Consider the following 14110-nt stretch of genomic DNA (forward strand, 5'->3'; position numbering starts at 1 on the left):
CCGCCGCAGCGCGATCCGCCCGCTCGTCGTCCGCCGCGCGCCCGCTGCCGCCGCGACCGGGCCGCATTCGGCCGACCGCATCCAGCCGCGGGCGCAAATCGGCGGCGTGCGGGCCGGAGGCCGCCCCCCGGTACAGCTCCCGCTCCTCCAGCAGCCCGGCGAGGCAGCACGCCGTTTCGCCGAGACCGAGCGGGATTGCGGCGATGACCATATGGGCGAGCCGCGGATGCAGCCCGCTCTCCGCCATCGCCCGCCCGTGCGCGGTAATCGCGCCCCGGGCGTCGAGCGCTCCGAATTGCGCCAGCAGCTCCCGCGCCTGACGGTACGCCGGCGCCGGCGGGACGTCGAGCCAGCGCAGCTCGGCCGGGTCGGCCGTTCCCCAGACGGCCAGCTCGAGCGCGAGCGGCGCCAGGTCGGCTTCCCGCATTTCCGGCGTTCCGTGCGCCGCGAAATAAGCCTCCTCCTGCTCCGTCCAGAGCCGGTAGCAGACGCCCGGTCCGAGCCGGCCGGCCCGCCCGCGGCGCTGGTTGGCCGAGGCGATCGTCACGCGCACCGTTTCGAGCCGGCTCATCCCCGTTTGCGGCGAAAATTTCGAAACGCGCATCCATCCGCCGTCAATGACGATGCGCGTCCCTTCGATCGTCAAGCTCGTCTCGGCGATCGACGTGGCGAGCACGACTTTCCGGACGCCGGGCTTCGCCGGCGCGATCGCCCGGTCCTGCGCGTCCTGCGGCAAATTGCCGTGCAGCGGCAGCACCTGTACGTCGCCCGGCAAGCCGAGCTCGGCAAGCGCCTCCGCCGTTCGCCGAATTTCGCCCGTACCCGGCAGGAATACGAGCGCGTCGCCCTCCTCCTCGCCGAGCGCCCGAACAACCGCCCGCGCCGCCGCATGCTCCAGCCGGCCTTCCGGCTTTCGCGGCAAATAGCGCGTCTCGACGGGAAAAACCCGTCCTCCGCATTCCACGATGCGGGCGTCGTCCAGCAAAGCCGCGACCGGCGCCGCGTCCATCGTCGCCGACATGACGAGCAGCCGCAAATCTTCGCGGAACAGCTCGCGCGACTGCAGGCAGAGCGAAAGTCCGAGATCGGCGTGAACGCTCCGTTCGTGAAATTCGTCGAAAATGACGAGTCCGACTTGCGCCAGCATCGGGTCGGACTGCAGCATGCGGGTCAATATGCCCTCGGTAATCACTTCGATTCGCGTCCGCGGTCCGACGCGCGTATCCGTTCGGACCCGGTAGCCGACCGTCCGACCGACCTCCTCCCCGAGCAGGGAAGCCATATAAGCCGCCGCCGAACGGGCGGCCAATCGTCTCGGCTCCAGCATGACGATTTTTCGTCCCGCCAGCCACGGCGCATCGAGCAAAGCGAGCGGCACGCGCGTCGTCTTTCCGGCGCCGGGCTGCGCCACGAGTACGGCGCTCCGCCTTCCGGCCAGCGCCTCGCGCAGCTCCGGCAGCGCGGATTCGATCGGCAGCTCGTTCACGTCTGTTTCCCCCATCGCCCGGCGCGTCGCAAAACGACCGCGCCGCGGCTTCGTATTGTTGTCCCGTTTCAGTATACCGAAGCCGGGCCGCGCGCTTCAACCGTTTCATAACCGGACCCGGCCGTAGTATAATGGTCGTACCGTTAACGAGAAGAAAGGGAACGACCGTGACGACTTCCATGAACAAACGCAGCTTTTACCGAATGACGCTGCCCGTCCCTTTGTCCGGCACGCTGAAAATAATCGGCATGGGCCGCCAAAAGCTCGATTCGAAGCTCGCGCCCGTTCTCATCCGCGATATCGGGGCGGGCGGCATGCGCATGCACGCCAAGATGCAGTTTCCCGTCTCGCCGGACCTGCTGCTCGAATTCCGGTTCGTGCTGTTCCATGCGGAGCATAAATGCTTGGGCACGATCGTCCGGAAATCGATCCTTGCCGGCGACGTTTCCGAATACGGCATCGTCTTTTCCCTGGACGAAAACGAACGGCGGCAGCTGCTGCAGCATTTGAACCGGCTGCATGTCAGGCTTCGCGCTTCGGCGATTTTGCCGAGCTGCAGCTTTTGCACCGACGAGCAATACGAGTCGTTTTACCGGACGCCGCTGTCCGCCGGCGCAAAGCCGGACTCGGGCGTTCCGTCCGCGAAATAAGCCTTCTCCGGCATCAAGCGCGTCCCGTCCCGGGCGCGCTTGTTCGCGTTCGTCCGCCTTTTCGTCATAATCGTTCATAGATTCGGCATATGATGGGTAACCATAAGAGGTAGGAACAACCATGTTATGCGGAGGTCGAAGCGATGAACGAAATCGTCAAAAAAATGTTGGCACTGGGCATCGGCATCACGGTCGCCAGCAAAGAGAAAATCGAAAGCGTCGTCGACGAGCTGGTCAAAAAAGGGGAAGTCGCCCCCGCCGAGTCGAAGGAGCTGGTGGCGAGGCTGATCGAAAAAGGGGAAGAAAGCCGGCAGGAAATGGGGCGAACGATGCGCGAGACGATGCAGAAGCTGCTCGCCGAGCTGGACGTCGCGACCAAGCAGGACATCGAACGGCTGGAGCAGCGGCTCGACCGGCTCGAAGCTCCGCCGTCGTAACCGCCGACAACGTTTGAAGGGACTGTTGCGCACATGATCGGCCAGCGGCTTCGCCATATCAATCGGTATCGGGACATCGCCCTCGCCTTGACCCGCCACGGCTTCGGCTTCGTCGTCGAAGAAATGGACATCTTCCACCTGCTGTCCATTCCCGGGCGGCTCGGTCTCGCTTCGCCGAGAACCGACAAAAAATCGGTCGGCGAACGGTTGCGCGGCGTCCTTGAAGATCTCGGGCCGACGTTCGTCAAGCTGGGCCAGATCGCCAGCACCCGTTCCGATCTGTTCCCGCAATCGATCGTCAAGGAGCTGGAAAAGCTTCAAGACGACGTTGCGCCGTTTCCGTTCGACGACGTCCGGGACACGATCGAAGCCGAGCTCGGCATGGAGCTTGAACACGCGTTCGAATCGTTCGATCCGGTTCCGGTCGCCGCGGCCTCGATCGGGCAGGTGCATATCGGCACGCTCCGCACCGGCGAGCGCGTCGCGGTCAAGCTGCAGCGTCCGGCCGTCGCCGAAACGATCCGCACCGATCTCGCCATTTTGCAAAATTTGGCCGTTCTCGCCGAAGCGCGCTTCGACTGGGCGAAGCATGCGCAAATTCGCCAAATGATCGATACGTGGGGCGGCGCGCTGCTTGACGAGCTCGATTATGCGACCGAAGCGAAGCATACGGAGGCGCTCGGCAGCCGGTTCCGGCACGATCCGCATATCCGCTTTCCCCGCGTGTTCGCCGAATACAGCACGAAGCGGATGCTGACGACGGAGTTCGTCGACGGGGCGAAGCTGAATGCGCCCGAACGGCTGCGCGATATCGGCGGCAACCCGAAACGGATCGCCGAGCGGCTGCTCGGAGCCGTGCTGACGCAAATTTTTATCGACGGCTACTTTCACGCCGACCCTCACCCCGGCAACTTGATGGCGCTGCCCGGCGATGCGGTCGTTTTTTTGGACTGCGGCATGACGGGGCGGCTCACGCCGGAGACGAAGCAGCATTTCGCCGACCTGATTATCGCCTTGATGCGGCAAAGCTCTCCCGGCGTCATCCGCGCGATTATGCGCATGGGGATCGTGAACGAGGATGTGGATATGGAGCGGCTGCGTCGCGACGTCGACCAGCTGCGGGACAAATACGCTACGGTGCCTCTGCGCGACGTCAGCATCGGCGAGGCGGCGAACGACCTGCTGAGCGTCGCCTATCGGCATCGCATCCGGATTCCGACCGACTTCGTGCTCGTCGGCAAAACGCTCGTCACCGTCGAGGGGCTTGTCAAGCAGCTCGACCCGGACATCAGCATCATGCGCATCGCCGAACCGTTCGGCAAACGGCTGCTGCTGGAGCGCGTTCGTCCCGGCAAGCTCGTCGAGAACGTGAAGGAAGAGCTGTCCGAATTCGCCAAGCTGCTGTTACATTTGCCGAAGCACTTGAACGACATCGTGTCGTCGCTCAAAAAGAACAAGATCGAGCTCGCGCTCCCCGACTCCGACAAGCTGCTCCGCAAGCTGGACCGGATCATTAACCGGATCTCGTTCAGCATCGTCCTGCTCTCGTTCAGCATCATCATGTCGGGGCTCATTATCGGCTCGTCGCTGAACCGGCAGGCGAGCATGCTGTGGCATATACCCGCGCTCGAGATCGGCTTCTTGATCGCGATATTCCTGTTCGTCTGGCTGATCCATTCCATTTTCAAATCGGGGCGGTTTTAGCGGCTACAGCAGCACTTTCATAAACCGATCGGGCGTCGTCCCCGGCTCCATCGCGAACGAGACGTGAACGGATTTGCCGTCGGGATGCTCGAAATATTGCCCGGCCAGCTCGAATCCGCGCTGCTCCGCGATCCGGTACAGCTTCGGGAACGATTGCGCGGCGGCGATCGCCTCCGTCTTGCCGGCGTACGCGTGCAGGACGATCGGCTCGCGTTCCGAATACAGGTTGATGACGACATGATATCGCCCTCCCGCGGTTTCCTCTACGTACAGCTCGTACCGGTGGTCAAAAGTGTGATATACGTTTCCCATCGCTTCTCGATCATCCTTTCCGCTGATCCTATCCATTTCGACGCGTAACCGCGCTACTCCTGCACCGCCGGCGACGAATCGGGAGGCCGCGATACGGTTCCCCCCTCGAACAAACGCACCTCGTTCAAACGGACGGCTTTGCGCTCGTCGTCCTTGTTGCCGATCACCTCGAGCAGCCGATACACGACCGACTCTTTCTCGGACAAGTCGATATGGAACGTCGTCAGCTGCGGCACGCTCATGCGGACGAAATCGGTCATCCCCCAGCCGATCAGGCTTTTCTCCGACGGCACGCCGATCCCTTGATCTTTAAGCCGCAGCAGCGCCCCGAACTGGATGAGCGTATTGGCGCAGAAGGCCGCCGTGTATCCGATGCCGAGCACGTCCATTCGGGCGCACAGCTCGTACCCGTCCTCGTCTTTGCCGACCTGCACGAGCGACTTGTCGAACGGAAGCCCGGCTTCCGCCAGCGCCTTCTTATACCCTTCGAGCGTTTTTAGGTGTACGGGGTTGTCGATTTTGCCGCTGAACAGCGCGATCCGGCGATGACCGTACCCGATCAAATAACGCGTCGCCTCGTACGCGATCCGGACGACGTCCGGCTCCACCACGTTGATCCGTTCGCGATCCGTGCTGCTGAACACGACGTACGGCACGCCGGACCGCTCCATTACGGCAAGCATCCGCTCGTCGATATCGCCCGACAGCACGACGCCGCATATTTCCTTGTTGCCCAGACATTTGTCCAGCCGGGCGTAATCTTTGTTCGTCGAGCTTATGTTCATGAACAGCAGCCGGTAATCGAGACGGTTCGCGACGTTTTCGATCATTTTCAGATCGGTCGCGTACAGCGGATCGTCCGAGGCGCGGTTGCACAAAATGTAGCACAGCTTCGGCGACGATTCGGCGTCGCGGTAACCGAGCTCCCTGGCGGCCCGCCATATGTTGTTTCGCGTCTCCTCGGAGACGGTGCTGTTCGGCGTATTATTGAGCACGAGCGAAACCGCCGTGCGGGAAATGCCCAGGTAGTCGGCTATCTCTTTTTTCGTAACGGACAAAGGCGCCCTCCTCCGCGTGAAAATCGAACAGGCCGCCGCCGGCATTCCGGAAGCAGCCTTGTTCGCCGGCGGGGGCGCCGTCGACGGTTTGATCGTCGCCCGAGCCCCCCGGTTCGTCATTTATACCGTTTGATGAATTCGACCGCTTTGCGGATGTCGATTTCGGGCTGGTCTCCGACTTCGCGCTCGATCGTCAAGTAGCCTTTGTAGCCGATGTCGACAAGCGCCTGGAAATACGCGTCGAAGTCGACTTTCCCTTCGCCGAGCGGAACTTCCTTGAAAATTTCCCCGGAACGGACCATTTCGGCGATTTTGCCGTGATCCATCGGCTCGTAGCCGAGCGCGCCGTATATTTCGCGCGGATCCACTTCCTTGAAGCGGATGCCGTCCTTCACGTGCGTATGGACGATGTAGTCCTTCAGCGTATGTACGCCTTGGACCGGATCGTCGCCGGTCACCATGACCATGTTGGCCGGGTCGAAATTGACGGATACGCCTTTGCTGGACAGCGTGTCGAGAAAGCTTTTCAAATGCGCCGACGTTTCCGGGCCGGTCTCGATCGCGAAATAGCCTTCCATGCTGCTCGCGTATTGGCTCAGCTCCTCGCACGCCTTCTGCATCGTCTCGAACACTTCGCTATTAGGATCTTGCGGAACGATTCCGATATGCGTCGTCACGATATTCGTGCCCAAATCTTTGGCCAGGTCGAGAATGCGCTTCGACTTTTCCACCTTCGCCGCGTTCGCCGACTTGTCCTGGAAACCGTGGCCGCCCAGGTCGCCGCAAAGCGCGGAAATTTCCAGGCCGAGCGATTCGATGTACGATTTCAGCTCGCGACGGTCGGCCGCCGTCAAATGGGCCGGATCCATTTCGCCGCTGACGGCGTAAATTTGGACGCCTTCCGCGCCGACCTCCTTCGCCTTTTTCAACCCTTCGCGAACGCCGATCCCGAAGCTGTCGACGATGACGCCGATTTTGTTCGACAATTTCAACCGAAATCTCTCCTTCTTGATATGGAATTCGCCGCCGCGGCCGGCATGGCCGATGCGTTCGGCAAAAGCTTCCTTTTTCGAACGATAGATAGAAGCTAGTTTCCATTGTACTAGATTTCGCATGAAAAAAACCAGTCCCCCTCCAGCCGCGAAGGGGACCGGCTTGAACGATCAATACGATTCGGCCACTTTGCGGAGCGCGTGCGCCGTTTCCCGAACCGCCGCCTCGTCCGACAGCAGCACGTTTTGCGTCAGCCACAGCGCTTCCTTCTCGCAGATCCGCTCGCAAACCGGGCATTCGTAGACGCGCTCTTCCCCGGTCCACATTTTCGTCGTCTCCACAATCGAAACGTTGCGGTTGAGCGGGATGTAGCCGGTCGATATCGGGACGCCTTCGGCGGCCGCCTTGCGCGCGAAGTCGGCTTTGTCGACCCGCTCGGCGAACGAGCGCTCCAGCTTGAACATGTACAAATGGTAGGCGTGACGCGTTATGCGCGGATCGTCCTCAAGCAGGCGGATGCCTTCGACGTCCGCGAGCAGCTCGGTCAGCAGCTTCGCGTTTCGTTCGCGTCTCGCCATCTGCTCTTCGAGGCGCGTCATTTGCGCGAGCGCGATCGCCGCCTGAAACTCGGTCATCCGGTAATTTTGTCCGAACCGCTCGTGCTGGTACCACCCTCCCGAAGGAATGCGGCCGACGTTGCAGATCGACCAGGCGTTCTCCCAATACTCGCGATTGTTCGTCGTAACGATGCCGCCTTCGCCGGCGTTCAAGTTTTTGCTCGATTGCAGGCTGAACGTGCCCAAGTCGCCGATCGCCCCGACGCCCTTTCCTTCCCAGGACGCGCCGACCGCCTGCGCCGCGTCTTCGATCAGCTTCAAGCCGTGCTTCGCGGCGATTTGCCCGAGCCGCGTCATATTCGCCGGCGCCCCGGCCAAATGGACGGCGATAATCGCCTTCGTCTTCGGCGTGATGCGTTCTTCGACCTTTTCCGGGTCGATCAGCAGCGTATGCTCCTCGATGTCGGCGAACACCGGAATAATGCCGTACGCCAGCGCGGCCGACGCGGTCGCGATGAACGTATAGGGCGGCACGATCACTTCGTCGCCCGGCTTCAGGCCGGCCGCCTGCAGCGCCACCGTAATGGCGACGGTGCCGTTGACGACGCTGACCGCATGTGCGGCGTTTTGCAGCTCGGCGAATTTGCGTTCGAGCAGCGGCAGCTTCGGCTCATAGCCGGCTTTGGCCGCCGCGCCCGCTCCGCCCCATTTGCCCGATTCCAGCACTTCCTTCAGCAGCTTCAATTCCAGCTCGCCGTATATCGGCCATTCGGCCAGCGGCGTTCTCCGCGCCGGGGTTCCCCCGTCAATTGCCAGCTTCTCCAAGCGATCCTCTCCTGTCGCAGCCGCCTTTTGTCGTCATGCGGCTTTACGTACAGTTTAGAAGAAACCGAAGAGCGGCGTATGCCAATATGTAACCCGCGCCGGACATTTTTTGTCGCCACCCGCCAACGCAAAAAAAACGTCCTCCGCAGAAATCGCCTCGGGTCGGACGTTCGTTTGACACCCAATATCGATCGTTTTGCAAAATCGTAACGTTATTACGGCCGGCTCTGCTTGTCGACCAATTGCTGCTGCGCCATCCGGATCATTTCGCGGACCATCCTGCCCCCGATTTGTCCGCCGATTTTGCCGGCGTCCTCGGTTTTCAGCTGGCCGTTGTTTCCCGGCGACAACGGAATGCCGAGCGTTCGCGCCACCTCGAATTTGACGTTGTCCGGCTGCGCGGGGTTGACGGCATATCCTTCTTTCTGCATCACCGCCACCTTGAGCGAGTCGAGGCCCGGACCGGCTCCCGGAACGACAAGCGAATTTCTGCCGCGTCTTCTGGCCATATCATCACCTCATTTGTAACATGTCCAGCGGTCCGCCGGCCTATTCGGCTTTCCGGCATCCATTTGCTTCTGCTCGATAAGTATCGGTTTTCCTAGTATAATGGAAACAGAGACTATATAAGACGGTAAGGGGTAACTGGATGAATATCGCATTTTTCCTCATTCCGAAGCACGAGGTTGTTTATTTGACGGCGCAATCGACGCTGCGCCAGGCGCTCGAACGTATGGAATATCACCGTTATACGGCCGTTCCGGTATTGTCCGAGGAAGGCCATTATATCGGGACGATCACGGAAGGCGATTTGCTCTGGTTTCTCAAAAACGCCCCGGACGTTACGTTCGACAATGCGCACCGCCATCATGTATCCGCCGTTCCGATGCGCATGCAGAACAAGCCGGTCTATATCGACGCCAATATGACCGATCTCATTTCGAAGGCGAAGGTGCAAAATTTCGTCCCGGTCATCGACGATCGCGAGCAGTTTATCGGCATCGTGCCGAGAAGCTCCATTATCGAATATTGCTCGAGCCGGCTGTTCGCCGGTTCGGCCGCGGCGGCGAAGGAATAAGCCCGGCGATTTTTGCAATCTGGCTTCCGGCATGGTATCGTTAACGTGAAAGATCGGACCACCGAAGCGATAAGGAGGAATGCCTGCCTATGAATTGCCCGGTATGCGACGGCGTGAAAATGCGCGAAGTGGAGAAGGACAACATCATGATCGACATTTGTCCTTCCTGCAAAGGAGTTTGGCTCGACCGCGGAGAGCTCGACAAGCTGATGGAGGGCGTCCGCGAGGTGCGGGAGCCGTTCGGCAAATGGTACGAGGACCAGGACAAGTACCGCCAGCCGTCCTACGACGATCGTTCCCACTCGTACGGCAAGCATGATTCGCACGATCCGAGATATCCGAAGCACAAGAAGAAGAAAAACGCCTTGGACATTTTCGGCGATTTGTTCGATTAAGCCGAGTCGATCTCAGAGGCATAAGAAGGGCCGGACGGCAGCTGCCGTTCGGCCCGTTTTTCATTTTTCGCCGGCCGACTCAAAACTTGAAGTCGTCGTCGGTCAGCTGCTCCACGTTCGTCGCGCGCACGTACCCGTTTCCTTTTTTCGAGAAAAAGTCGTGCTGCTTCGTCCGCGTGCTGATGCCGTTGAACACAATCGGGTTGACGTCCTCCTCCGGAAACGTCGGATCGAGCCCGAGATTCATTAACGCCTTGTTGGCGTTGTAGCGGACGAACTTCATCACCTCGCCCGCCAAGCCGACGTCGGCATACAGCTCGGCCGTGTACCGCTCCTCGTTGCGATGCAAATAATCGAGCAGCCCGTGGAACGTCTCGAGCGCTTCCTTCCGTTCGTCCGGCTCCAGCGAGCCGTATACCTCCTGGGCGAGCACGCCGACGTACAAGCCGTGAATGCTTTCGTCGCGCAAAATCAAATCGATGATTTCGCCGCTGCTCGTCATTTTCCCCTGCCCGGCCAAATAAAGCGGGTAAAAAAATCCGCTGTAAAACAAGTAGCTTTCCAGCAAAACGGAGGCGGCCATCGCCAAATACAAGTCTTTGGGCGTCTCGATCGAGCGGTAATAGGCCGCGATCGTCTCCGCCTTCGTTTGCAGGCAGCGGTTGTTCTCGACCCAGCGGAACACCCCGTCGATTTCCTCGGTCGTCGCCAGCGTCGTGAAAATGCTGCTGTACGACTTCGCGTGAATTTGCTCCATCATGCCCATGAAGCCGAGCACCGCCTTGCGCTGCAAGCCGTCGACGTGCTCCATCATTTTCGGCATGCCGACGCCGCCCTGCACCGTATCGAGCAGCGTCAGGCCGCCGAGCACTTTCATGTACAGCTCCCGCTCGCTGTCGGATAACGTCATCCACGACATTTTGTCGTCGGACAACGGAATTTCTTCGTCGGTCCAAAACTGCATAATGTTTTGGCTCCAAAACGCGGCCGTAAAGTCGTCGTCCGGCCGGTTCCAGTTGACGGCACGGAGCGGCCCTTTTCCGCCTTCGTTCATCGTGTTCTCCCCTCTCGCTCTGGCGCGCCCGACTTCCTTAGACCGAGCAGCTGACGCATTCTTCGACGGACAGCCGGTTCGTCCGCGTGTAATACAGCGACTTCAGCCCTTTTTTCGCCGCGTATATGTAATACCGGGCCAGCTGCCTCGTCGTCACGTCGCTGTTCACGTGCAGAACGGTCGAAATGCCTTGGTCGACGTGCGTCTGGATTTCCGCGATCAGATCGAGCACCTTGAACTGATCCATATTGTAAGCGGATTTGTAGTAAAAGAAGTTGTCGCGATTCAAATACGGCATCGGGTAATACGTCGTCGAATTCGCGTACGTCCGCGTCTCGATCTGCTCGACGATCGGCATGACGCTCGACGTCGCGTTTTGGATATACGAGATGCTTTGCGTCGGCGCGATCGCCAGCCGGTACGCATGGTACAGTCCGTGACGCGCGACCTCCGCCTTCAGCCTGCTCCAGTCTTCCGGCGACGGAAGGTCGATCCCTTCGAACATCGCCTTGACTTTGTCCGACGCCGGACGGAAATCTTCGCGCTCGTACCGTTCGAAGTAGGTTCCCTTTGCATATTCGGAACGCTCGAAGCCGTCGAAGACGATCCCGCGCCCGCGGGCGATGTCCATGCTCTTCTCGATCGAGTAATAGTTCATCGCCATGAAAAACGCTCTCGCGAATTCGATCGCTTCCGCGCTATCGTAGGCGATTTTGTTTTTGGCGAGATAGCCGTGCAGGTTCATCGCGCCGAGCCCGACCGAGTGCAGCTCGCGGTTCGCCTTCGCGACGCCCGGAGCGTTCGAGATATGGGTCATGTCGCTGACCGCCGTCAAGGCGATCATCCCCTCGTGCACCGATTCGCGGATTTTGCGCCGTTCCATCACGTTCGCGATGTTCAGCGAAGCGAGGTTGCAGCTGATGTCGCGGCGAATCGTATCGGCCGCGCCGTAATCGCCGATTTCCGACGTTTCCTGAAGCTGGAAAATTTCCGTGCACAGGTTCGACATTTTGATCGAGCCGATATCTTTCAGCGCATGGACGCGGTTCGCGTTGCTGCGGTTCATGATGTACGGATAGCCGGATTCGAGCTGGATCGTGGCGATTTTGACGAGCATGTCGCGGGCGCTCATGACGATCTTTTTGCGTACGCGGTCGTCGGCCAGCAGCTTGTCGTACATGTCGTCCATGTTCAAATCGTCCATATGGACGCCGTAAGCGCGGTACACGGAATACGGCGCGAAGACGTGCAGCGGTTCGTTCCGTTCGGCCAGCTCGTAAAATTTGCCCGGCACGATCAGGCCGATCGACAGCGTCTTGAGCCGCGTCTTCTCGTCGGCGTTAATTTTTTTGCTGTCGAGAAACTCCATGACGTCCCAGCCGAAAATGTTGTAATAGCCGGCGCCCGAGCCTTTGCGCTGCCCCATCTGGTCGGCGTACGAGAACGCGTCCTCCATCAGCTTCAATACCGGCATGATGCCTTTGGCCGCGCCTTCGACGCCTTTGATCGGCTCGCCGCGCCCGCGCAGCTTGGACAGGTTGACGGCGACGCCGCCGCCGATTTTCGAAAGCTGCATGCACGTGCCGATGCCGTAATTGATCGAATTGAGCGAATCGTCGAGCTCGAGCAGGAAGCACGACACCATCTCGCCTCTGCGGCTTTTGCCGGCGTTCAGAAACGTCGGGGTCGCCGGCTGCAGCCTGCGCTCCATCATCGATTCCGTCAGCGCGCGGGCCGACTCCATATCGCCCCGCGCCAAATGCAGCGCGACGATGGCGACCCGATCCGGAAAATGCTCCAAATACTGCGAACGGTCGTCGCTTTTCAACGCGTAATCCGTATAAAATTTCGACGCGGCCATGTAGGAAGGAAACTCGAAACGATAGCCGTGGGCGATGCCGTATATGTATTCCACTTGTTCCATTGTATAGGTTTCGAGCACGTTTTCGTAAAAATCGTTCTCGATCATGTAGCGGATTTTATGCGCCGTGTCGGGAAAACGGACGCTTTTGCGCTCCACTTCCTCCATGAAGGCGTCTACCGCCTCACGGTCTTTGTCCAGTTGGAAAAATCCTTCTTCGTCGCGCTGCATCAGCATATTGTTCAATTCAATGTGCCGCAACCGCGTTCACCTCCCGTACGAATCGTTCGACGTCGGCCGATGTGCCGGCCAGCTCGAATTTGCCGAGTATCGGCACGTTGTACATCGCCGCGATCCGGTCGGCGCTGCGCGCGAACCCTTCGCCCCAGTTGCGGTTGCCGCTGGCGGACACGCCGACGAGCCTGCGATAGTTGCGCTTCAGAAACGACAGCGTCTTCTCCGGCGCTTGGCCGAAGCCGGTCGTATACGTGACGAGCACGAACGGCTCGTCGACGGTCATCTCGCTCTCGATCGGGACGGCCGGCATGTTCAGCTTGCCGACGAACCGTTTCACATTCCCCGTTTTGGAGTCGTAAACGATCAACATGATGTGCAATATCCCCTTTCCAACTACCCGGGGCCCCCAACACGACGCTTTTCGGCCGCATGAAAAAAGCGCATCGGCGATACGGCCGGATGCGCCGAATGCGTGCAGCCTAAAAAAGCGAAGCTGGCAGCTTAACGACGAAACGGACACCGTGCCTATCGACCGTAGGGCTTGTGTCGATAACGGGCAGGTCTCCTGGCTCGGGAATCGGGCGACTCGCGTCCGCCTTCCCGGCATAAGAGCCAGTGGCCTAATCGGACGAAATCTACTCCCTTACAGTGGCGGGACCGCGCCGGCTTCGCACCGGACTTCCCTATTAAGCTTTATCCGTCCGCTAGACGGAAAAGCACCCGTTACAACAATATGTAGTTTGTATGTAATAATTTATATCAATATGTTGTGCTTGTCAATGCAAGCGGCCCTCTATTTTTATGCGAATAGGGGTAGACATTTCGGGAACGGCCCAACGGCTTGGCGTTTCGGCTCTATGAAAATCGCCGACAGCTTTTTTCATAGAGCGACAAAAAAAGACCTCCCCGCGAAGAGGAGGATCGGCCGGAACCGGCGCCTTCAGATGACATAGTCGAGCACATATTCCTCGACCGGCTTATACGTGTTCGTCTCCGCCAATGGCGGGGCGTACAAATGCAGCGAAACGGCGCGCCGGACGCCCGGGTTGCTCATCCGGTGAATTTGCTTGGCGGGAGCCTCGATGCGCCGGCCTTCCGGCACCCGGCATTGCGCGACGAGGAACGCTTCCCCGCCGCCGCCCGTCCGGTACGTCGCATTGAGCATCGCGCCTTCGAGCAGCAGGGCGCAGCCGACGGAACGGCCGTGATCGTGGACGAACGTTTCGCTCCCGGGCGGAATATGAACGACGATCGCCTCGACGTGATCGGAACGGAACAGCACGTTGCGGCCGTAAGGCAGCCGGTCGGGCTCGGTCACGTACGGGGCGATCAGCTCGGCCGTCGCGCCGATCGCGTCCAGCGCCTCGTGCAGCTCCCGCAGCGACGGCTGCCGCAGCGACGACAGCACGTCGTCAACCCGTTGTTTGAACAGCATGGGACACCCTCCCCGAAGTCAGGGCGTT

At 60.0% G+C, this 14110-nt stretch carries 15 protein-coding genes and 1 riboswitch; of the genes, 5 read left to right on the forward strand and 10 right to left on the reverse strand.

Going from position 1 to position 14110, the window contains the following annotated elements; genetic code table 11:
- The coding region (gene hrpB, locus PV407_RS00005; RefSeq protein WP_332087786.1) for an ATP-dependent helicase HrpB at window positions 1-1486 on the reverse strand (1486 nt) is incomplete at its 3' end.
- Between the two features lie 179 nt (window positions 1487-1665).
- Here hrpB and PV407_RS00010 point away from each other — a divergent pair.
- The 3 genes from PV407_RS00010 (at window position 1666) to PV407_RS00020 (ending at window position 4277) form a co-directional block, all read left to right on the forward strand.
- The gene (locus tag PV407_RS00010; protein WP_332087787.1) at window positions 1666-2136 is read left to right on the forward strand and encodes a PilZ domain-containing protein; all 471 of its coding nucleotides are present in this window, start codon (window positions 1666-1668) and stop codon (window positions 2134-2136) included.
- A gap of 143 nt (window positions 2137-2279) precedes the next feature.
- Entirely contained in the window at window positions 2280-2573 is a 294-nt protein-coding gene (locus tag PV407_RS00015) for a phasin family protein (protein ID WP_332087788.1), read from the forward strand.
- A 33-nt stretch (window positions 2574-2606) separates the two neighbouring features.
- Complete coding sequence (locus tag PV407_RS00020) at window positions 2607-4277, forward strand: ABC1 kinase family protein (RefSeq protein WP_332087789.1); 1671 nt, start codon at window positions 2607-2609, stop codon at window positions 4275-4277.
- A 3-nt stretch (window positions 4278-4280) separates the two neighbouring features.
- Here PV407_RS00020 and PV407_RS00025 read toward each other — a convergent pair whose 3' ends face one another.
- The 5 genes from PV407_RS00025 to PV407_RS00045 all read right to left on the reverse strand — a co-directional run bounded on the left by PV407_RS00025 (window position 4281) and on the right by PV407_RS00045 (window position 8531).
- Window positions 4281-4589, reverse strand: coding sequence for a hypothetical protein (locus tag PV407_RS00025; RefSeq protein ID WP_332087790.1), 309 nt, complete (start codon window positions 4587-4589; stop codon window positions 4281-4283).
- A 53-nt stretch (window positions 4590-4642) separates the two neighbouring features.
- Window positions 4643-5647, reverse strand: coding sequence for a LacI family DNA-binding transcriptional regulator (locus PV407_RS00030; RefSeq protein WP_332087791.1), 1005 nt, complete (start codon window positions 5645-5647; stop codon window positions 4643-4645).
- A gap of 116 nt (window positions 5648-5763) precedes the next feature.
- Window positions 5764-6639: a sugar phosphate isomerase/epimerase family protein gene (locus tag PV407_RS00035; RefSeq protein ID WP_332087792.1), complete on the reverse strand. Its 876-nt coding sequence runs from the start codon at window positions 6637-6639 to the stop codon at window positions 5764-5766.
- Between the two features lie 171 nt (window positions 6640-6810).
- Window positions 6811-8022, reverse strand: a complete 1212-nt coding sequence (locus PV407_RS00040) for a DegT/DnrJ/EryC1/StrS family aminotransferase (protein ID WP_332087793.1) — start codon at window positions 8020-8022, stop codon at window positions 6811-6813.
- A 215-nt stretch (window positions 8023-8237) separates the two neighbouring features.
- Entirely contained in the window at window positions 8238-8531 is a 294-nt protein-coding gene (locus tag PV407_RS00045; protein ID WP_332087794.1) for an alpha/beta-type small acid-soluble spore protein, read from the reverse strand.
- A 140-nt stretch (window positions 8532-8671) separates the two neighbouring features.
- Here PV407_RS00045 and PV407_RS00050 point away from each other — a divergent pair, with 140 nt between their 5' ends.
- Both PV407_RS00050 and PV407_RS00055 read left to right on the forward strand, forming a co-directional pair.
- Entirely contained in the window at window positions 8672-9100 is a 429-nt protein-coding gene (locus PV407_RS00050) for a CBS domain-containing protein (protein WP_332087795.1), read from the forward strand.
- A gap of 89 nt (window positions 9101-9189) precedes the next feature.
- A complete protein-coding gene (locus PV407_RS00055) occupies window positions 9190-9495 on the forward strand; it encodes a TFIIB-type zinc ribbon-containing protein (RefSeq protein WP_332087796.1) in 306 nt (101 codons plus the stop codon).
- A gap of 79 nt (window positions 9496-9574) precedes the next feature.
- Here the strand turns inward: PV407_RS00055 and nrdF are convergent, their stop codons facing one another.
- The 4 genes from nrdF to PV407_RS00075 form a co-directional block, all read right to left on the reverse strand.
- Window positions 9575-10549 carry a class 1b ribonucleoside-diphosphate reductase subunit beta gene (nrdF, locus tag PV407_RS00060; protein WP_332087797.1) on the reverse strand — a complete coding sequence of 325 codons (975 nt, stop codon included), beginning with the start codon at window positions 10547-10549 and terminating at the stop codon, window positions 9575-9577.
- A gap of 37 nt (window positions 10550-10586) precedes the next feature.
- Window positions 10587-12671 (reverse strand): class 1b ribonucleoside-diphosphate reductase subunit alpha, encoded by a 2085-nt coding sequence (gene nrdE / locus PV407_RS00065; RefSeq protein WP_332087798.1) that lies wholly within the window; start codon window positions 12669-12671, stop codon window positions 10587-10589.
- Window positions 12658-13017, reverse strand: a complete 360-nt coding sequence (gene nrdI, locus PV407_RS00070) for a class Ib ribonucleoside-diphosphate reductase assembly flavoprotein NrdI (protein ID WP_332087799.1) — start codon at window positions 13015-13017, stop codon at window positions 12658-12660. The genes nrdE and nrdI overlap by 14 nt, the downstream gene beginning before the upstream one ends.
- A gap of 168 nt (window positions 13018-13185) precedes the next feature.
- A riboswitch (cobalamin riboswitch) is annotated at window positions 13186-13385 on the reverse strand.
- Window positions 13386-13587: 202 nt separating this feature from the next.
- Window positions 13588-14082, reverse strand: a complete 495-nt coding sequence (locus tag PV407_RS00075) for a cysteine dioxygenase (RefSeq protein ID WP_332087800.1) — start codon at window positions 14080-14082, stop codon at window positions 13588-13590.
- Window positions 14083-14110: the final 28 nt, after the last annotated feature.

This window comes from Paenibacillus sp. GYB003, assembly GCF_036577625.1.
GTDB lineage: Bacteria > Bacillota > Bacilli > Paenibacillales > NBRC-103111 > Paenibacillus_AB.

Bases quoted from the DNA above. Each gene is read 5' to 3' on its own strand.
- PV407_RS00010 (WP_332087787.1), top strand. From the start codon at position 1,666: ATGAACAAACGCAGCTTTTACCGAATGACGCTGCCCGTCCCTTTGTCC.
- PV407_RS00050 (WP_332087795.1), top strand. From the start codon at position 8,672: ATGAATATCGCATTTTTCCTCATTCCGAAGCACGAGGTTGTTTATTTG.
- PV407_RS00020 (WP_332087789.1), top strand. From the start codon at position 2,607: ATGATCGGCCAGCGGCTTCGCCATATCAATCGGTATCGGGACATCGCC.
- PV407_RS00015 (WP_332087788.1), top strand. From the start codon at position 2,280: ATGAACGAAATCGTCAAAAAAATGTTGGCACTGGGCATCGGCATCACG.
- PV407_RS00025 (WP_332087790.1), bottom strand. From the start codon at position 4,589: ATGGGAAACGTATATCACACTTTTGACCACCGGTACGAGCTGTACGTA.
- nrdI (WP_332087799.1), bottom strand. From the start codon at position 13,017: ATGTTGATCGTTTACGACTCCAAAACGGGGAATGTGAAACGGTTCGTC.
- PV407_RS00055 (WP_332087796.1), top strand. From the start codon at position 9,190: ATGAATTGCCCGGTATGCGACGGCGTGAAAATGCGCGAAGTGGAGAAG.
- PV407_RS00075 (WP_332087800.1), bottom strand. From the start codon at position 14,082: ATGCTGTTCAAACAACGGGTTGACGACGTGCTGTCGTCGCTGCGGCAG.
- PV407_RS00045 (WP_332087794.1), bottom strand. From the start codon at position 8,531: ATGGCCAGAAGACGCGGCAGAAATTCGCTTGTCGTTCCGGGAGCCGGT.
- nrdF (WP_332087797.1), bottom strand. From the start codon at position 10,549: ATGAACGAAGGCGGAAAAGGGCCGCTCCGTGCCGTCAACTGGAACCGG.